Origin of the sequence: Paracoccus sp. IB05 (assembly GCF_016405985.1) — a bacterium.
Taxonomy (GTDB): domain Bacteria; phylum Pseudomonadota; class Alphaproteobacteria; order Rhodobacterales; family Rhodobacteraceae; genus Pseudogemmobacter.
In genome coordinates this window covers 46,020-63,172 of the sequence record NZ_JAEFCF010000014.1, presented here as the reverse complement: position 1 = coordinate 63,172, position 17,153 = coordinate 46,020, and the positions used below count along the sequence as shown (strand labels likewise).

The 17,153-nt window shown below is 64.5% G+C and carries 18 protein-coding genes and 1 tRNA gene; 11 read left to right on the top strand and 8 right to left on the bottom strand.

Annotation, left to right across the window (positions count from 1 at the left end; all coding sequences use genetic code 11):
- Positions 1-102 precede the first annotated feature (102 nt).
- Positions 103-558, top strand: a complete 456-nt coding sequence (gene dut / locus JC607_RS11215; protein WP_370584788.1) for a dUTP diphosphatase — start codon at positions 103-105, stop codon at positions 556-558.
- Between the two features lie 43 nt (positions 559-601).
- Complete coding sequence (locus JC607_RS11210; protein WP_198837010.1) at positions 602-1,633, top strand: molybdopterin-synthase adenylyltransferase MoeB; 1,032 nt, start codon at positions 602-604, stop codon at positions 1,631-1,633.
- 6 nt (positions 1,634-1,639) lie between these two features.
- Here JC607_RS11210 and JC607_RS11205 read toward each other — a convergent pair whose 3' ends face one another.
- Positions 1,640-2,233, bottom strand: coding sequence for a 5-formyltetrahydrofolate cyclo-ligase (locus JC607_RS11205; protein ID WP_198837009.1), 594 nt, complete (start codon positions 2,231-2,233; stop codon positions 1,640-1,642).
- 179 nt (positions 2,234-2,412) lie between these two features.
- Between JC607_RS11205 and JC607_RS11200 the strand changes: the two genes are divergently transcribed.
- From JC607_RS11200 to JC607_RS11185, 4 genes are all read left to right on the top strand, one after another.
- Complete coding sequence (locus JC607_RS11200) at positions 2,413-3,219, top strand: transporter substrate-binding domain-containing protein (RefSeq protein WP_198837008.1); 807 nt, start codon at positions 2,413-2,415, stop codon at positions 3,217-3,219.
- A 20-nt stretch (positions 3,220-3,239) separates the two neighbouring features.
- A complete protein-coding gene (locus JC607_RS11195; RefSeq protein ID WP_198837007.1) occupies positions 3,240-4,040 on the top strand; it encodes an amino acid ABC transporter permease in 801 nt (266 codons plus the stop codon).
- A 114-nt stretch (positions 4,041-4,154) separates the two neighbouring features.
- The gene (locus JC607_RS11190) at positions 4,155-6,164 is read left to right on the top strand and encodes a M3 family metallopeptidase (protein WP_198837006.1); all 2,010 of its coding nucleotides are present in this window, start codon (positions 4,155-4,157) and stop codon (positions 6,162-6,164) included.
- A 92-nt stretch (positions 6,165-6,256) separates the two neighbouring features.
- A tRNA-Arg gene (locus JC607_RS11185) sits at positions 6,257-6,333 on the top strand.
- 36 nt (positions 6,334-6,369) lie between these two features.
- On the opposite strand, the gene JC607_RS11180 is transcribed toward JC607_RS11185, so the two are convergent.
- Complete coding sequence (locus JC607_RS11180) at positions 6,370-7,203, bottom strand: tyrosine-type recombinase/integrase (protein WP_198837005.1); 834 nt, start codon at positions 7,201-7,203, stop codon at positions 6,370-6,372.
- 372 nt (positions 7,204-7,575) lie between these two features.
- Here JC607_RS11180 and ada point away from each other — a divergent pair, with 372 nt between their 5' ends.
- From ada to JC607_RS11160, 4 genes are all read left to right on the top strand, one after another.
- Positions 7,576-8,661 carry a bifunctional DNA-binding transcriptional regulator/O6-methylguanine-DNA methyltransferase Ada gene (ada, locus tag JC607_RS11175; protein ID WP_304612928.1) on the top strand — a complete coding sequence of 362 codons (1,086 nt, stop codon included), beginning with the start codon at positions 7,576-7,578 and terminating at the stop codon, positions 8,659-8,661.
- Positions 8,658-9,431, top strand: a complete 774-nt coding sequence (locus JC607_RS11170; protein ID WP_198837004.1) for a 2OG-Fe(II) oxygenase — start codon at positions 8,658-8,660, stop codon at positions 9,429-9,431. Before ada ends, JC607_RS11170 begins: the two co-directional genes overlap by 4 nt.
- Entirely contained in the window at positions 9,418-9,987 is a 570-nt protein-coding gene (locus JC607_RS11165) for a methylated-DNA--[protein]-cysteine S-methyltransferase (protein WP_198837003.1), read from the top strand. The genes JC607_RS11170 and JC607_RS11165 overlap by 14 nt, the downstream gene beginning before the upstream one ends.
- A 119-nt stretch (positions 9,988-10,106) precedes the next feature.
- On the top strand, positions 10,107-10,691 hold the full coding sequence (locus JC607_RS11160; protein ID WP_198837002.1) for a nitroreductase: 585 nt from the start codon (positions 10,107-10,109) through the stop codon (positions 10,689-10,691).
- Positions 10,692-10,825: 134 nt separating this feature from the next.
- Here JC607_RS11160 and JC607_RS11155 read toward each other — a convergent pair whose 3' ends face one another.
- Together JC607_RS11155 and mce are read right to left on the bottom strand one after the other, a co-directional pair.
- Complete coding sequence (locus JC607_RS11155; RefSeq protein WP_198837001.1) at positions 10,826-11,122, bottom strand: DUF1467 family protein; 297 nt, start codon at positions 11,120-11,122, stop codon at positions 10,826-10,828.
- On the bottom strand, positions 11,119-11,523 hold the full coding sequence (mce, locus tag JC607_RS11150) for a methylmalonyl-CoA epimerase (protein ID WP_198837049.1): 405 nt from the start codon (positions 11,521-11,523) through the stop codon (positions 11,119-11,121). The genes JC607_RS11155 and mce overlap by 4 nt, the downstream gene beginning before the upstream one ends.
- 160 nt (positions 11,524-11,683) lie before the next feature.
- Here mce and JC607_RS11145 point away from each other — a divergent pair, with 160 nt between their 5' ends.
- Positions 11,684-12,436 (top strand): response regulator, encoded by a 753-nt coding sequence (locus JC607_RS11145; protein ID WP_198837000.1) that lies wholly within the window; start codon positions 11,684-11,686, stop codon positions 12,434-12,436.
- Between the two features lie 339 nt (positions 12,437-12,775).
- On the opposite strand, the gene JC607_RS11140 is transcribed toward JC607_RS11145, so the two are convergent.
- From JC607_RS11140 to JC607_RS11125, 4 genes are all read right to left on the bottom strand, one after another.
- Positions 12,776-13,507, bottom strand: a complete 732-nt coding sequence (locus JC607_RS11140; protein ID WP_198836999.1) for a GNAT family N-acetyltransferase — start codon at positions 13,505-13,507, stop codon at positions 12,776-12,778.
- 100 nt (positions 13,508-13,607) lie between these two features.
- Complete coding sequence (locus JC607_RS11135; RefSeq protein WP_198836998.1) at positions 13,608-14,063, bottom strand: DUF1993 family protein; 456 nt, start codon at positions 14,061-14,063, stop codon at positions 13,608-13,610.
- A complete protein-coding gene (gene aspS / locus JC607_RS11130) occupies positions 14,060-15,841 on the bottom strand; it encodes an aspartate--tRNA ligase (RefSeq protein ID WP_198837048.1) in 1,782 nt (593 codons plus the stop codon). The genes JC607_RS11135 and aspS overlap by 4 nt, the downstream gene beginning before the upstream one ends.
- Positions 15,842-16,008: 167 nt before the next feature.
- A complete protein-coding gene (locus tag JC607_RS11125; RefSeq protein WP_198836997.1) occupies positions 16,009-17,106 on the bottom strand; it encodes a BMP family ABC transporter substrate-binding protein in 1,098 nt (365 codons plus the stop codon).
- Between the last annotated feature and the right edge of the window lie 47 nt (positions 17,107-17,153).

Below are 17,153 nucleotides of genomic sequence, written 5' to 3'. Positions count from 1 at the left end.
ACCCTGACCCGCCCCCGAAGCACAGGCAAGCCCGCTTTCCCGATGTTGTATGCCCAGGGAGCGATTGCTATGAGGGGGCATCCCCCGCAAAGGAGCCCGGAAGTGGAAGTCAGGATTCTCGACCCCCGCCTGAATGACTGGGGCCTGCCCCGCTATCAGAGCGCCGGTGCCGCTGCGGTCGATCTGATGGCCTGTATCGACGCGCCGGTCCTGATCGCGCCCCAGGCGCCCGCGGTGCTGGTGAAATCGGGGATCGCGCTGAATTTTGGTGATATGTCGCTGGCGGCTCTGGTGCTGCCGCGTTCGGGGCTGGGGCATAAGAAGGGTCTTGTCATGGGCAATGGCACCGGGCTGATCGACCCCGACTACACCGGCGAGATCATGGTCTCGGTCTGGAACCGCAATCCGGCGGGTTCGGATCCGATTGAGATCGCGCCGGGTGAACGGATCGCGCAGATGATTTTCGTCCCTGTGCTGCGCCCTGATTTCCGGGTGGTCGAGGCGTTTTCCACCCTGACCGCGCGCGGCGCAGGTGGCTTCGGCTCGACCGGCGGCTGAGGCACCCGAAGCTGAAGCGCAGTTCAGGCCCTGGAGGCAGCAGATGTTCGACAATCCGACGGTGTTCTTCCTTCTGGCCATGCTGCTCGGGACCGGGCTCGGGCGGGGCGCGACGATTGGGATTGCGCTGTTCTGGGCCGCGCTCCAGGCCGGGATCGGCTGGTATGGGGTCGAGCGCGTCAATCTCCAGCTTGGCTGGGACAGCCGTTATTTCCTCGTGCTGGGATCGGTGGTGGTGCTGGTGCAGTGCTACCGCCATCTCCTGCGGTACCTGCGCGATGAGGCGGGCAAGACCGCGCCGCCGGAGCCGCCTCGCGAAGAGGGGCCATTCACGCCCGCCGAGGTCAGCCGCTATGCGCGCCATATCTTTCTGCGGGAGATCGGCGGTCAGGGGCAGCAGCGCCTGAAGGCTGCGAAAGTTCTGGTCGTGGGGGCAGGCGGGCTTGGCGCGCCGGTGCTTTTGTACCTCGCCGGGGCCGGGGTGGGCGAGATCGCGGTGATCGACGATGACCTGGTCGAGCTCAGCAATCTGCAACGCCAGATCATCCATTCTGACGCGCGGATCGGGATGCCCAAGGTGTTTTCCGCCGAGGCTGCGATGAAGGCGCTGAACCCGTTTATCGAGGTGCGGCCCTATCACCGCCGGCTTGATGCCGCCGTGGCCGGGGCGCTGATCGCCGATTACGACCTGGTGCTGGACGGCACCGATAATTTCGACACGCGCTACCTTGTGAACCAGACCTGCGCGCGGCTCGGGAAACCGCTGATCACCGGCGCGATGACCCAATGGGAGGGGCAGCTTTCGCTCTGGGATCCGGCGCAAGGCGGCCCGTGTTTTGAATGCGTCTTTCCCGAACGGCCGGCACCCGGAATGGTTGCCTCCTGTGCCGAGGCCGGGGTGGTGGCGCCGCTGCCAGGCGTGATCGGCGCGATGATGGCGCTGGAGGCGGTGAAACATATCACCGGCGCGGGTGAGGGGCTGAAGGGGCGGCTGATGATCCATGATGCGCTTTATGCCGAAACCCGGATGATCCGGGTGAAAAAGCGCAAGGGCTGTGCCGGCTGCGGCGGCTGAGACGGCTCAGACCTGAAGCCCCTCTTCGGTGATTATGGCATCAAGACCGATATCATGCGGCTGCGGGTGGATGCTCGCCAGTTCCGCGCTGTGAAACCCCACCCCGATCGTGAAAGGGCGCGGGTCCAGCGCTGCGAGCGTGCGGTCGAAATAGCCACCGCCATAGCCAAGCCGGTAGCCTTTCCGGTCCCATCCGACCAGTGGCGCGAGGCTGATATCGGGGCGGACATGTTCGGGCGCAGAGGGCACAAGGATGTTCCAGTGCCCGCGCTCCATCGCGGCGCCTTTCGTCCAGCGCCGGAAGACCAGCGGCGCGGCGCGGGTCTCGACCACCGGCAGCGCGAGATGCAGCCCATGGGCCTCAAGCGCCAGCATCCAGGGCCGCAGATCCGGCTCGGCCCTGATCGGCCAATAGCCCGAGAGGATCAGCCCGGGTCTGAGCAGGCCGCGTTCCTCCAGCAGCCGGTCGAGATGGAGCGCCAGCGCCGCCGCCACCTCCCGGCGCCCGTCCGCAGTCATCAGGTCGCGGGCTGCAAGCCGCTCTGCGCGTTTTTGCCGCCGCCAGGCGGGCAGGTCATTTTCGGGCCGGATCTCGGTCATCGCATTCCTCCACCGCCAGCTATTCTGCTGCCAGATCCATCATGCCGGATCCTGACCGGATCTGCGCGCCATTTATGCGGCTTTTCCACGCGGTTGCGCCGTTTTTCGCCGCAGGCCCGGGCTTGTCAGCACGCAGCCCCGTCGTCATAGTCCCGCGCACCAGCCGCAGGAGATGAGCAATGACCCCCTCCCAGACCTTCAGAATGGCAACCGCTGCGTTTTTTCTGACCGGGATGGCGCTGGCGCCGATGGCCATGGCCGAGACGCTGCCGGATCTTGCCGGACGCGAGATCGTGGTTGCGACCGAAAACACCTATCCGCCGCTGCAATATATCGGGCCCGAGGGCAAACCGGTCGGCTGGGAATATGATGCGGTCACCGAGATCGCCAGACGGCTCAATCTGACGGTGAAATACGAGAATACGAGCTGGGATGCGATGATCCCGGCGATTTCGGCGGGCCAGTATGATGTCGCGATGAACGGCATCACCATCAAGGAAGAACGGCTGGAGGCGGTTGATTTCTCGCAGCCCTATATGCTGTCGCAGATGCTGATGGTGGTCCGGGGCGATGAAAGCCGCTTTACCGATGCGGCGTCATTCGCGGCGGACAGTGATTTTCTGATGGCCGCGCAGCCCGGCACGACGCCCTTTTATGTGGGCGTCTATGACGTGCTGGACGGCGATGAGAAAAACCCGCGTATCGTGAAATTCGAGACCTTCGGCGCGGGCCTTCAGGCGCTGCGGGCCGGCGATGTCGATCTGGTTCTCTCGGACAGCACTGCCGCGCATGGCTATGTCGAGACCTCGGGCGGGGCGCTGAAGATCATCGGCGCGCCGCTGGGGGCAGAGGAATTTGGGTTCATCTTCCCGAAAGGCTCGGACCTGGTTCAGCCCTTCGATGCGGCGATCAGTGCGATGGAGGCGGATGGCAGCCTTGAGGCGCTGAACCGCAAATGGTTCTTTGACACCAGGGATGGTGGCTGAGAGCTGAGGGATCAGGTGCTGTGAGAGGGCGTCGCAAGCAGGAATCCGGGCCGGATTTTCCCTGGTGGCTGCTGGCACTTGGTGGGCTCCTGTTGTGGCTTTTCGCGGAAATTCTCTCGGATGAGCATTACCGCGCTGCGCTGGTGATGCTGTCTGAAGGCATCCGGATCACCGTGCTGGTCTCGCTGACCGCCTTTGGGGGCGCCTGTCTTCTGGGCCTCGCGCTGGCGATGATGGCGCTGTCGCGGCGGATCTGGCTCAGGCAGATCGCAAGGTTCTATGTCGAGCTGATGCGCGGCATTCCGATGATGGTGCTGCTTTTATATGTGGCCTTCGCGCTGGCGCCTTTGCTGATCCTTGGTGTGAACCGCGTTGGTGGCCTGTTCGGAGCCGAACCCCTGACCACCCGCGATTTCCCGCTTTTGTGGCGCGCGGTTCTGGCGCTGGTGCTGGCTTATGGCGCCTTTCTGGCTGAGATATTCCGCGCCGGCATCGGCGCGGTCAATCAGGGCCAGACCGAGGCCGCCGACGCACTTGGCCTGAGCCGCTGGCAGCGCTTTCGCCTCGTGGTCCTCCCTCAGGCCTTCCGGCTGATCCTGCCGCCTTTGGGCAATGATTTCATAGCGATGGTCAAAGACAGCTCGCTGGTGGCGGTGCTGGGCGTGACCGATATCGCGCAATTGGCCAAGGTCGCCTCCTCGGCCAGTTTCCGCTATATGGAAACCTATAATGTGGCGGCGATGCTGTATCTGGTGATGACGCTGGGCCTGTCTTTGGGCCTGCGCTGGATCGAGCGGCGGCTGGCCGCGCGCCCGGGTTAGGGGCGCAGCCCGGCGCCGCCTCAAAAAGGGGGCTCTGCCCCCGGCGCCCCTTGCGGGGCGCCTCCCCCGGGATATTTAAGGACAGAAAATGGATCTGAAGAAAGAGGTGTCGCGATGAATCTTCTCCTTGAGAAATGGGACACGCCTTTCGGGCTGCCGCCTTTCGGGCAGATCCGGGATGAGGATTTCGCGCCGGCTTTCGATGCGGCGCTTGAGGCGGCGCGGGAACGTATTGCGGCGATCAGCGCGGGCGAGGCGCAGGATTTTGCCGGGGTGATCGAGGCGCTGGAACTTGCGGAGCGCGAGCTCGATCAGGTGGCGGGGGTGTTTTACAATCTCGCCGGTGCGGAGTCCAACGCGGCACGCGAGGCGTTGCAGCGCGATCTGGCGCCGAAGCTGAGCGCGTTTTCCTCGGAAGTGACCAATAACAAGGGGCTGTTTGCGAAGATCGAAGCGCTTTGGCAGGCGCGCGCGGATCTGGGGCTGACTGCAGAGCAGCTGCGGGTGCTGGAGCTTTATCGGCAGATGTTCGTGAGATCGGGCGCGGGGCTCGACGGCGCGGCGGCGGCACGTCTGACCGCCGTGAAGTCGCGGCTGGCGAGCCTTGGCACCAGCTTCAGCCAGAATCTTCTGGCCGATGAGCGCAGCTGGTTCATGGAGCTGGCCGAGGATGATCTGGAAGGCCTGCCGGGCTTTGTGATCGAGGCCGCGCGCGCGGCAGGGGCGGAGCGCGGGCTTGGCCCGGTGGTGACGCTGTCCCGTTCGCTGATCGTGCCGTTTTTGCAATTCTCGCCCCGGCGCGGCTTGCGGCAAAAGGCCTGGGAGGCCTGGGGGCAGCGCGGCGCCAATGGCGGGGCGACCGACAACCGCGGCATCGCGGCGGAGACGCTCTCCCTGCGCGAGGAGCGGGCACACCTGCTCGGTTATCCGGATTTCGCGCATTTCAAGCTCGAACCGGAAATGGCGAAGACGCCCGGGGCGGTCCGGGATCTGTTGCTGCGGGTCTGGGCGCCGGCGCGCAAAAAGGCGCTGGAGGATGGCCGGGTGCTGGAGGCGATGCTGCATGCGGATGGCATTCAGGGGCCGCTGGAGCCCTGGGACTGGCGCTATTATTCCGAGAAGCGGCGCCTTGCGGACCATGATCTCGATGAGGCGGTGATCAAGCCCTATCTCTCGCTTGACGCGATGCTGGCGGCGATGTTCGGCTGTGCCACCCGGCTTTTCGGTCTGGATTTCCGCGAGATCGACGGGCCGTTCTACCACCCGGATATGCGCGGCTGGGACGTCACCCGCGACGGTCGCCATATCGCGGTTTTCCTGGGCGATTATTTCGCGCGCGGCTCGAAACGGTCGGGGGCCTGGTGTTCCGCGATCCGCTCGCAGCGCAGGCTGGGCGGTGATCAGCGCCCCGTCGTGGTCAATGTCTGCAACTTCGCCAAGGGGGATCCGTGCCTCTTGTCTTATGACGATGCGCGGACCCTGTTCCATGAATTCGGCCATGCGCTGCATCAGATGCTGTCGGATGTGACCTATGGTTTCATCTCGGGGACCAGCGTGGCGCGTGATTTCGTGGAACTGCCGAGCCAGCTTTACGAGCACTGGCTGGAAGTGCCGGAAGTGCTGGAGGAATATGCCCGCCATTACCAGACCGGCGAAGCGATGCCTGAGGCTCTGCGCGACCGGCTTCTGGGCGCCTCGACCTTTGATCAGGGCTTTGCGACGGTCGAGTTCCTCGCCTCGGCTTTGGTCGATCTGGAATTCCATTCCGGCGCCGCGCCGCAGGATCCGATGCAGAAACAGGCGGAGATCCTGGCCGAAATCGGCTTGCCGCATGCGATTCCGATGCGCCATGCCACGCCGCAATTCGCACATGTGTTTTCCGGGGACGGATATTCCTCGGGGTATTACAGCTATATGTGGTCGGAAGTGATGGATGCCGATGCCTTTGCCGCCTTTGAAGAGACCGGCAATGCCTTTGACCCGGAAATGGCGGCGAAGCTTGAACGCTTCATCCTCTCGGCCGGCGGCTCGGAAGACCCGGAACAGCTTTATCTGAAGTTCCGCGGTGCCATGCCGGGGGTGGAGGCGCTTTTGAAGGGCAGGGGGCTTCTCGAGCCGGTCTGACCCCTCAAAGGCACATCGCCGCAGAAAACCCGCGTCCTGGTCAGCCCCGGAGGTTGCCATGACGTGGGATTTTGTGCATTGAAGGCGCGGTCGGTCCCGTGGCTCAACTGGATAGAGCAGCCCCCTCCTAAGGGGCAGGTTACAGGTTCAAGTCCTGTCGGGATCACCATATAGCTTGCAGAACGTTGTTTTTGCTGACTTATATTTACCATTTACTGGTATTTTTCAGATCGTTTACAGCGTTCTGTTCTTGTTCCACCCCAATCACGACCGCCTTTCGATTTGCGGATCGGGTATAGGCTTCGGCTTCCGAGAGACTCGCGTGACCTCCCCAGGCCATGATTGCATGAGCCGACCCGCCCGATTCTGCGATTGTGGAAAGGCGATACTTCCTAAGCCCGTGAAGTGTCTTGCCGTGTTTTCCAGCAGCCACGGCCGCCGCAGTGATGAGGTTCGACAGCCCTTTTGCGGTTCTGGCTTTGCCCAATGACGTTTCGAGCAGGGTAAAGCCGGCAGTTGCCATTGCGATGGCGCGCACCTCTACCCGTTCCGCGTCCCACGCTCTCGCCCATGCAGGCAGGGGTGAGGTCCAGGGCACATGGGCAAGACCGCCGGTCTTCTGTTGGCGGAACGAAATCAGCCCATCGCTTGCGATATGTGATCGGCACATGGTTGCTGCATCACTCACGCGCGCGCCCGTCCATGCGAGAAGCTCGAAGGCGGCACGCTGACGGGTGCCGGGGCGCCAGTGCTCGCGGAACCTGTCCACGTCATGCTGCGACCACGCCGCGTGGCCGGTGCTTTTGGTCTGCGCCTTTTTGATCCCGAGGCTCGGATCGGTCTCGATGGCATTGTCGACCTTTGCCTGCGCAAAGATAAGCCGCCAGCATTTAAGGCTGCCATTGGCGGGATTGGGGTCGAGCGTTGTGAGATCTGCGGCAATGTGTTTCTCGCGCAGACCTTTGACGGGTATGTATGGCAGGGGTCGGGGCGCCGGGCCGGGCCACACAAGGCTTTGGGTGGTGAAGGACAGTGTCAATCCCGATCAGCGGTGCAGGCGCTGGCCTGCGGCGCCGCCAGAGCTATTGTCGGGGGCGACCGGTCGCTGGTCCGGGATCCGCGCGATAGCAGTTGTTCGGGCGGCGGCAATCCGGCGCTGATCACCTCTGATGCGCTGCTCGCCTCCCCGTGGCGTCCGGTTTGGAGGCAAGGGCAATGTTTGTAACACGGGCAGCGACACAGATCCGCGAGTGACATTCCGGTTCGGATCCTGCGCTATGATCTGAGGCCCGCATCCTTTGCGTTGCGCGGGTGGGCCAGAGCTTGCGAATTTGACCGCAAGGATCGGAGTGGGGATGCCGGATGACGGGGTTAATCTGATCCTGTAATGAACAGGACCATGAGGGGCATCATGATGACGACCCGAACTGCATCTGTCGCAACCACTTCTGCGACCGAACAGGATCCGCGCTGGCAGAGCGTGGTGGCGCGTGAGGCGGCGGCGGATGGCCGCTTTGTCTATGCGGTCAGGACCACGGGCGTCTATTGCCGCCCCTCCTGCCCGTCGCGCAGGGCGAAGCCGCAAAATGTGCGCTTCTTCGACCTTCCGGATGAGGCGGAAGCGGCTGGCTATCGCCCCTGTCAGCGCTGCGCGCCGCGCGGGCCCTCGGTGGCCGAGGCAAATGCCGCGCTGGTCGCCGCCGCCTGCCGGCTGATCGAGGCCGCCGACGAGGCGCCGAAGCTGCAGGATCTGGCGGCAAAGATCGGCATGAGCCCCTGGTGGTTCCACCGTCAGTTCCGGGCAGTGACCGGGCTGACCCCGGCACAATGGGCCAGCGCGCATCGCCGGCGGAAGGTCCGGGCCGGGCTGGCAGACAAGGGCAGCAGCGTGACCGGCGCGATCTATGGCGCGGGCTTTGGCTCCGGCAGCCGGTTTTACGAAGGCTCGGACGCGGCGCTCGGTATGACCCCGACCGCATTTCGCAATGGCGGCAAAGATGCCGAGATCCGGTTTGCGGTCGGGGCGAGCAGCCTTGGTGCGATTCTGGTTGCGCAAAGTGACCGGGGGATCTGCGCCATCACCCTGGGCGATGACCCTGAAACGCTGATCCGGGATCTGCAGGACAGCTTTCCCCGCGCCAGGCTGATCGGCGGCGATCCGGCTTTCGAGGCGCTGGTGGCCCGGGTTGCGGGCCTGGTTGAGGCGCCGCAGAGCGGGTTTGATCTGCCGCTCGATATTCGGGGCACCGCGTTTCAGGAACGGGTCTGGCAGGCCTTGCGGCAGATCCCGCCGGGTGAGACCGCCTCTTACGCCGATATCGCCCGCCGCATCGGCGCGCCAAAAGCGGTGCGCGCGGTCGCCCAGGCCTGCGGCGCCAACCGGATCGCGCTCGCCATCCCCTGTCATCGCGTGATCCGCAATGATGGCGCGCTGTCGGGCTACCGCTGGGGCATTGCCCGCAAACGCGCGCTTCTGGAAAAGGAGGGCGGGATATGAGTGGCCTGCCTGAGATCAGCGCATCGCCGGATGTCGTGCCGGAGGTCGCGTCCGGCGCAGCGCCTCATATAACAGACAGGCTGCGCCACTATAACTGGGCCGCCTTTGCGGCCGGGATGGACAGCTTTGGCTGCGCGATTCTGCCGGGGCTCCTTTCACCCGCGGAATGCGCGGATCTCGCCGGGGCCTACGGCGCAGAGGCGCCGTTTCGCAGCCATATCCACATGGCGCGGCATGGCTTTGGCCGGGGCGAATACAAGTATTACCGCTACCCGCTGCCGGATCTGATCGCGGGGCTGCGGAGCACCCTTTATCCGCATCTCGCCGGGCTCGCGAATGGCTGGAGCGCTCGTCTGGGGGCAGGGCGGGTCTATCCGGATCGTCATGAGGATTTCCTGCGCGACTGCCATGCCGCCGGCCAGACACGTCCGACGCCGCTCCTCCTGCAATATGGGCCGGGCGATTTCAATTGCCTGCATCAGGATCTCTATGGCGATCTGGCCTTCCCTATCCAGGTGGCCTTCCTTCTGTCCGAGCCGGGGCGCGATTTCACCGGCGGCGAGTTTGTGCTGACCGAGCAACGCCCCCGGATGCAGAGCCGGGCCGAGGTGGTGCCACTGGCGCAGGGGGATGCTGTCGCCTTTGCGGTGCATAACCGGCCGGTCGAGGGTGCGAGAGGCAGCTACCGCGTCAACCTGCGCCATGGCGTCAGCCGCATCCGCTCGGGGCAAAGGCATACGCTTGGGATCATCTTCCATGACGCCCGGTGATCTGACCAGTGATCCGGCCAGTGATCTGACCAGTGAGCATGCCGCTGCACTGACCATCGGCAGCGTCGCGACCCCGCTGGGTGCGCTGATCATGGTCACAGATGCGACGGGCGGGCTGATGGCATCGGAATACGCAGACCATGAGGACCGGCTGCACCGGCTGCTCTCGCGCCGCATCGGGCCGGTCGATCTGCGGCCCGGCGCGATTCCGCCCAGGCTGGCTGCGGCGGTGGAGGCCTATTTCGCGGGTGATCTGGCAGCGACAGACCGGATCCCGGTCCGGCTGACGGGCAGCCTGTTCCAGAACCTCGCCTGGGCGGCCTTGCGCCGCATCCCGCCCGGCAGGCCGGTGACCTATGGCGAACAGGCGCTCCGGATCGGCAGGCCGGGGGCCGCGCGGGCGGTGGGGCATGCGAATGGCAGCAACCCGTTCAACCTGATCCTGCCCTGCCACCGGCTTGTCGGTGCGGATGGCGCATTGACGGGCTATGCCGGCGGGCTGGAGCGCAAACGCTGGCTCTTGGATCATGAGGCGCGCTTTACCGCGCCAGGGTGATGTCACAGCAAGGCTTCACCTCATCGGCAAATGGCGGCAAGGTCCGCCGGTCAGATTCCCCGACCGCCCGCGCTTTCCGGCAGGCCGCGACAGGGGTCTGCGCCGCAAAGGAGAGCATGATGACCGATAAAAACACCGCCGCGCTGGATTTCCTGGCCACCCGCCTGTCGCAGCCGGCCAAGATGTTTCGCCCGCCGGTGCCGTCGCGGGACGAGCTGACCGCGATGCTGCAGCTGGCGCTGCGGGTGCCCGATCATGGCAAGCTGGAGCCCTGGCGCCTGATCGTGCTGGAGAGATCCGATTTCACCCGCCTCGCCGACCTCGCCGAGGCACGGGCGAAAGAGCTGGGGGCGGATGCGGAAAAGCTTGAAAAAGGTCGCGGCCAGTATGATCGCGGCCATCTGGCGGTGGTGGTGATTTCCGCGCCGAAAGCCTCGGACAAGATCCCTTTGGAAGAGCAGGTTCTGTCTGCGGGCGCGCTGTGCATGTCGCTTTTGTCGGTGGCGACGGCCTCGGGTTGGGGGGCGAACTGGCTCAGCGGCTGGCCGGCACATGATGCGGTGTTCCGGGCGCGGGCCTTTGGCTGCGAGGGCGCCGAGACTGTGGCGGGCATCATCCATATCGGGACAGCCGCCCATGTGTTTCCGGACCGTCCGCGCCCGGATCCCGCGCGGGTGGTGCAATGGGGGCTCGGGCCGAAATGATCCCGGCCTGATCCCCCTCAGACGCTGCTGGCCGCGCTGATTTTTGTCCTGTCTGCGCTGATCCAGGCCGCGCCCGTCATGGGCCTGGCCTGGATCACGTCTGCTTTCCACCGGTTGCGCGCGGTGTGGGCCTGTCAGGATGCCGGCGTTTCCACGCTGTCTTTCGGATCCAGAATGCCCCGGAAATCAAGGTCTTCGATGGTGATGCCTCCCCAGAGGATCACCGCCGCCATCGCCCCCCAGATCACCAGCGCAAAGCCCGTGGCAATCAGGGCCGAGCGGCCGATGTTTTCCTCGGCCGGCGCCCCGGCGGGGGTGCCCGGCACGATCTCGCCCGCCTCGGCCTGGGTCCGGGTGCGCAGCATCAGCACGATGTAAAAGGTCAGAAACCAGGTGACCGCGAAAAGGACGATGCCAGAGGTGAGGTTCATACCTGTTCAAGCTCCACAAGGCAGCCGTTGAAATCCTTGGGATGCAGGAAAAGGACGGGCTTGCCATGCGCGCCGATCTTCGGCTCGCCGCTGCCCAGCACCCGCGCACCCTGCGCCTTCAGCCGGTCACGGGCCGCGATGATATCCTCGACCTCATAGCAGATATGGTGAATGCCGCCCGAAGGGTTCTTTTCCAGAAAGCCATTGATCGGGGAGTTTTCGCCCAGCGGATACAGCAGTTCGATCTTGGTATTCGGCAATTCGATGAAGATCACCGTCACGCCATGATCGGGCTCATCCTGGGGCGCGCCGACTTTTGCGCCGAGCGTATCGCGATACTGACGCGCGGCGGCTTCAAGATCGGGCACGGCAATGGCGACATGGTTCAGACGTCCGATCATCGGCTTCTCCTGCTGCATGTAGGGTCTCCTGGACTTATGCGCGCGGGGGCGGGGCTGGGCAAGGGGGAGAGAGGCCTCTGTTAACGCAAGCTTCACCAGAGTTCTGCGAGGCTGGAGGCCGCGAATCATCCCCGACCGCTGCCGCGAAAGGATCAGCCCCATGGCCAGCCGCCTCCCCGCCAGTCCGGTGGAACTGCCCGGCCTGCTGCCTGTCGCCCTGTCGCTGCCGCTGCGGGGGCTGACGGTGCTCGCGGTGGAAGACAGCCGCTTTGCCAGCGAGGCGTTGCGGCTGATGTGCCAGCGCTCGGGCGCGCGGCTCAGGCGGGCGGAAAGCCTGGCGGTTGCAGCCGCGCATCTGGGGATCTACCGGCCGGATCTGGTGATTGTCGATCTGGGCCTGCCCGATGGGCGGGGCGAAGATCTGATCAGCGGCCTGGGCCGGACAGGCGGGCCGGTGGTGCTGGGAACCAGCGCCGACAGTGACGGCAGGCTGCGGGCGATGCGGGCGGGGGCTGCGGGCTATCTCGGCAAGCCGCTGCCCGATCTTGCCGGGTTTCAGGCAGCGGTGCTGGCGCATCTGTGCGACCGGCATCTGCGCGGCGCGCCTGGAAGCGGGGGAGGCAATGGCGCGGTGGCACCCGACCCGCTGGCGCTGCGTGACGATCTGCGGCTTGCCGAGGCCGCGCTGCAGATTGCCCCCACGGCGCAGGCCACCCGCGACTGGCTGCGCGGATTTCTGTCAGGCCTCGCGCTGCAATGCGGCGATGAGGCGCTGAAATCCGCAGCTGAAGCGGTCAGCCGCAACGGCGATCCCAATCGCATCCGGGCGATCCTGAGCGAAAAGATCCGCCAGATGCCGGCCTTCCTTCCGCCTGGTAAAAGCTCCGGCAGCGCGGGGCAGAGCCGGGTCTGAGGGGGGCGGACATCCGGCGCGGTTTGCTGCGAGAGCGGGGCGGATGAGTGCTGCGGCACTGAACGCCCTTCCGGTTTGGGCGGCACCCCGGGTGGTCTATCGCGCGCCCGCAGACATGTCTGTCGCGGAGCCAGTCCGGCCCCCGCCGCGACACAGTCACTGCCAGGCAGGGCCGGAAAGAAAGCCGAAACAATTGTAAAGCGGCACGGCGTTTCTAACGGCGCGCCGGCTCAACGGCGCTCCGGCAAGAGCGGGATGGAACAGGCGCGCCGCCTGGTGCAGACCTGCCCAGGGGCAGACCTGCCCGACCGGAGCTTTCGCGTTATGCCCCGTCCCGGTTCACAAAAGCCCGGGATCGCGGACTGCCAGCAAAAGACGTGTCAGATCCGAGAGGCGGGTCTTCTGCCGGCCTTCCATGTCGAAATTCGACGGATCAAGCCAGGCCATATGCGCTGCCTCCAGCGCCGGCCATTCCTTGTCGATCACCGAGAGCCAGGCCGTATCGCGGCTGTGACCTTTCACGATCATATGCTGGCGGAAAACGCCCTCAAAGCCAAAGCCCAGCCGCTGCGCCGCGCTGCGCGAGGGCAGGTTCAGCGCGTTGCATTTCCACTCATAGCGACGATATCCGGCGGCAAAGGCCCAGCCCATCATCAGATGCATCGCTTCGGTCACCGCCACCTTGCGCTGCAAAGCGGGCGAAATGCAGATATGGCCCACCTCGACCGATCCGCTGTCCGGGGCGATCCGTAGGAAAGAGGCAACCCCACCGGCCCGTCCGGTCTCCAGATCGCGCAGCACAAGGAAATACGGATCCCTGTCGCCCTCAGAGGCTTCGGTCCAGCGGTGATAATCCGCAGCCGTGGCGAAAGGCCCATAGCCCATATAGTCCCAGAGCCGGTCATGGCCGGCGAAACTGTCATGAAGCTCGGCCGCATGGTGCCAGGCCGAAAGCGGCTCAAGCCGCACGCTCCGCCCTTCAAGCGCGAGACCCGCGGGCAAAGGCGGCGGCGTCCAGTCGGGCAGGGCTTCGCCCCAGACCGGTCCCGTCCTGGTCTGATCATTCTGCATTGCTCGCCCTCCATTGACTGACCAGAGCGACGCTAGGCAGCGTCCTTGCTGCGGGCAAGCGCCCCTGCGATCTGGACTGATTTCCAGCGTGTGACTGGCCTTAGAGTAGCGGAGGGCCGAACCCGTTGAAATCCGCCTCGCTCAGCGCAACACCGGCCGCGCGCAGCCCGGCATAACCAAGCGTGATCTGAAAGAAAAACGACGGCATGCCAAAGAGATGCAGGAAGTCACCGGCCGAAAGATCCAGCAAGATCCCGTTGATCTGCCGCCGGATCCTGCGAGACGGGTCGGGGTCAAATTCGCTCGGCTTCATACCGCCCAGCAAGGCCCGCGCCACCGCAAGACGCGGCCCGAGCGCCTCTGGCAAATCCGGCAGATCACGCCCCGCCAGCGGAAAGCTGATCTCAAGGGAAAGGCCCGCCGCGATGGAAAATCGCTGGCGGGCCGTCATGTCCTGGAAGGGCTGGTCCAGCGCTTCGGGCCCCGCAATCGCCACCATATCCGCAATGCGCGAAAGGGAATGGCGAAAGACGGGGACCGTGGCCTGATACATCATGCGTCCTTCGGGATCACCCTGAGCCGGAGTTCACGCAGCTGATCATTGGTCGGATCAGAGGGCGCGTTCATCAGCAGGTCTTCGGCGCGCTGGTTCATCGGGAACATGATGACCTCGCGGATATTGGTGGTATCCGCCAGCAGCATGACCAGCCGGTCGATCCCCGCCGCACAGCCACCATGGGGCGGCGCGCCGTATTTGAACGCCTTGACCATGCCGCCAAAACGCTTGTCGACCTCGGAATTCGGATATCCGGCGAGTTCAAACGCCTTATACATGATTTCCGGCTTATGGTTGCGGATGCCGCCCGAGATGATCTCATAGCCGTTGCAGGCCAGATCATACTGATAGGCATAGACGTTCAGCGGATCGCCCGACAGCGCCTCAAGCCCGCCTTGCGGCATCGAGAAGGGGTTGTGCGAGAAGTCGATCTTGCCCTCCTCGGTCTTCTCATACATCGGGAAATCGACGATCCAGGCAAAGCGGAAGCTGTTTTCTTCGGTCAGTTTCAGCTCGCGGCCGATCTCGTTGCGGGCGCGGCCTGCAACGGATTCGAACACATCGGGCTTGCCGCCGAGGAAGAAGACCGCGTCGCCGACATCAAGACCAAGGCTGGTGCGGATTGCTTCGGTGCGCTCTGCCCCGATGGCTTTCGCGATGGGGCCGGCGGGTTCGGTCGAGCCATCTTCGGCCTTGCGCCAGAAGATATAGCCCATGCCCGGCAGGCCCTCTTTCTGGGCGAAGGCGTTCATGCGGTCGGCGAATTTGCGCGATCCGCCGGTCGGCGCGGGGATGGCGCGGACCTCGGTGCCCTCATTTTCCAGGAGGCTTGCGAAGATCGCAAAGCCCGAGCCCCGGAAATGCTCCGACACATCGACCATTTTAATCGGGTTGCGCAGATCCGGCTTGTCCGAACCATACCATTTCAGGCTGTCGCGATAGGAAATCAGCGGCCAGTCGGCATAGACCTTGCGGCCCCCCCCGAATTCTTCGAACAGGCCCTGCAGCACCGGCTGTACGGTGGCGAAAACGTCTTCCTGGGTGACGAAAGACATCTCGATATCGAGCTGGTAGAAATCGGTCGGCGAGCGGTCGGCGCGCGGGTCCTCATCGCGGAAGCAGGGCGCGATCTGGAAATAGCGGTCAAAGCCTGCGACCTGGATCAGCTGTTTGAACTGCTGCGGTGCCTGGGGCAGGGCGTAGAACTTGCCGGGATGCAGGCGCGAGGGCACGAGGAAGTCGCGCGCGCCTTCGGGCGAGCTTGCCGTGATGATCGGGGTCTGGAATTCGTTGAACCCCTGGTCCCACATCGCGTTGCGCAGCCAGCGCACGACATTAGAGCGCAGGATCATGTTCTTATGCATCGTCTCGCGACGCAGGTCGAGGAAGCGGTAGGTGAGACGGGTTTCCTCGGGGTATTCGGTCTCGCCAAAGACCGGCAGCGGCAGGTCGCCGTCAACCGAGCCAAGCACCTCGACGCCGGTCGCATAGACCTCGATCTCGCCGGTCGGGATCTTTGCGTTCACGAGGCTTTCGTCACGCGCTTTCACACGGCCATCAATGCGGATCACCCATTCCGAGCGCACCTTGTTCAGCTCGGCAAAAGCCGGGCTGTCGCTGTCGGCCAGCACCTGGGTGATGCCGTAATGGTCGCGCAGGTCGATGAACAACACGCCGCCATGATCGCGCACACGGTGTACCCAGCCCGAGAGACGCACATTTTCGCCGACATTGGCGCGTGCGAGGCCCGCACAGGTATGGCTGCGATAGGCGTGCATCATCAGTCCCCTTTCCGAGGTGTTTTTCCAGGCCCCGGTAAAACGCGCCTCATGCGAAGAAGTCAAGCCCGGCCCCGTTGTCGCGGCCGCATCGGGTGGCAGTCGCGCAGCGCGCGGCGCCAATGAAAAGGCCCGCCGGAGCGGCGGGCCTTTGGGGAGAACCCCGATCAGTTCTGGTTCGGGATGTCGCCGGTGATGCCTTCGACATAGAAGTTCATCGTCGCGAGCACGCCGTCATCGGCCACTTCGCCCTCTGCGAGCCAGGCCGAGCCATCCTGTTTGTTCAGCGGGCCGGTGAAGGGGTGGTAGGTGCCGGCGGCGATATCGTCGCGGACTTTTTCGGCAGCGGCTTTCACCTCGGCCGGGACGGCTTCGGTGATCTCGCCGATCTCGACTTCGCCGCCCGCGATGCCTTCCCAGGCCGCCGATTGCTCATAGGTGCCATCCATCAGCGCGCCGACGCGCTTGATGTAATAGGGCGCCCAGTTGTCGATGATGGCCGAGACGCGGGGGCTGGGCTTGTAGGCCGACATATCCGAGGCCTGACCAAAGCCGATCACGCCCGGAACCTTGGCCGCTTCGGCCAGCGGTGCGGTGGAATCGGTGTGCTGCAGGATCACGTCGACGCCCTGGTCGATCAGGGCCTTGGCGGCATCAGCCTCTTTCGCCGGATCGAACCAGGTATAGGCCCAGACCACCGACATGGCGACATCGGGGTTCACCTTCTTCGCATGGATGAAGGAGGCATTGATGCCCTGGATGACCTCGGGGATCGGGAAGGATCCGATATAGCCGATCTTGTTCGATTTGGTCATATGGCCCGCGATGGTGCCCATGACGGCGCGCCCTTCATAGAAGCGTGCGTCATAGGTCGAGACATTCGGCTGGTCGCGCTTGAAGCCGGTGGCGTGCTCGAATTTGATATCGGGGAACTGGGCCGCGATGGCCTGGGTCGCATCCATGAAGCCGAAAGAGGTGGTGAAGATGATATTACAGCCATCCAGCGCGAACTGGGTGATCGCGCGTTCTGCATCGGCACCTTCGGGGACCGATTCCTGCCAGGCGATCTCGACCTTGTCACCATATTCCTCGACCAGGGCCAAGGCGCCCTGATGGTGCTGATAGGTCCAGCCGCCATCGCCGATCGGGCCGACATAGATGAAGCAGGCCTTCACCTTTTCCAGGCCCTGGGCCATGGCGGCGCCGCCTGACAGCGCGAGGCCAAAGGTGAGGGCGGCAGTTGCCAGCAGGTTTCTGCGTTGCATGGGTAGTCTCCCCGTTCGGGCCGGGGCGGCAGGCCCCGGCAAGAGAT

Coding starts and splice junctions, on each gene's coding strand:
- JC607_RS11140 (WP_198836999.1), bottom strand. CDS start 13,507: ATGCAGAATGATCAGACCAGGACGGGACCGGTCTGGGGCGAAGCCCTG.
- JC607_RS11145 (WP_198837000.1), top strand. CDS start 11,684: ATGGCCAGCCGCCTCCCCGCCAGTCCGGTGGAACTGCCCGGCCTGCTG.
- mce (WP_198837049.1), bottom strand. CDS start 11,523: ATGATCGGACGTCTGAACCATGTCGCCATTGCCGTGCCCGATCTTGAA.
- JC607_RS11210 (WP_198837010.1), top strand. CDS start 602: ATGTTCGACAATCCGACGGTGTTCTTCCTTCTGGCCATGCTGCTCGGG.
- ada (WP_304612928.1), top strand. CDS start 7,576: ATGATGACGACCCGAACTGCATCTGTCGCAACCACTTCTGCGACCGAA.
- JC607_RS11200 (WP_198837008.1), top strand. CDS start 2,413: ATGACCCCCTCCCAGACCTTCAGAATGGCAACCGCTGCGTTTTTTCTG.
- JC607_RS11170 (WP_198837004.1), top strand. CDS start 8,658: ATGAGTGGCCTGCCTGAGATCAGCGCATCGCCGGATGTCGTGCCGGAG.
- JC607_RS11135 (WP_198836998.1), bottom strand. CDS start 14,063: ATGATGTATCAGGCCACGGTCCCCGTCTTTCGCCATTCCCTTTCGCGC.
- JC607_RS11190 (WP_198837006.1), top strand. CDS start 4,155: ATGAATCTTCTCCTTGAGAAATGGGACACGCCTTTCGGGCTGCCGCCT.
- JC607_RS11205 (WP_198837009.1), bottom strand. CDS start 2,233: ATGACCGAGATCCGGCCCGAAAATGACCTGCCCGCCTGGCGGCGGCAA.
- aspS (WP_198837048.1), bottom strand. CDS start 15,841: ATGCACGCCTATCGCAGCCATACCTGTGCGGGCCTCGCACGCGCCAAT.
- JC607_RS11165 (WP_198837003.1), top strand. CDS start 9,418: ATGACGCCCGGTGATCTGACCAGTGATCCGGCCAGTGATCTGACCAGT.
- JC607_RS11125 (WP_198836997.1), bottom strand. CDS start 17,106: ATGCAACGCAGAAACCTGCTGGCAACTGCCGCCCTCACCTTTGGCCTC.
- JC607_RS11155 (WP_198837001.1), bottom strand. CDS start 11,122: ATGAACCTCACCTCTGGCATCGTCCTTTTCGCGGTCACCTGGTTTCTG.
- JC607_RS11160 (WP_198837002.1), top strand. CDS start 10,107: ATGACCGATAAAAACACCGCCGCGCTGGATTTCCTGGCCACCCGCCTG.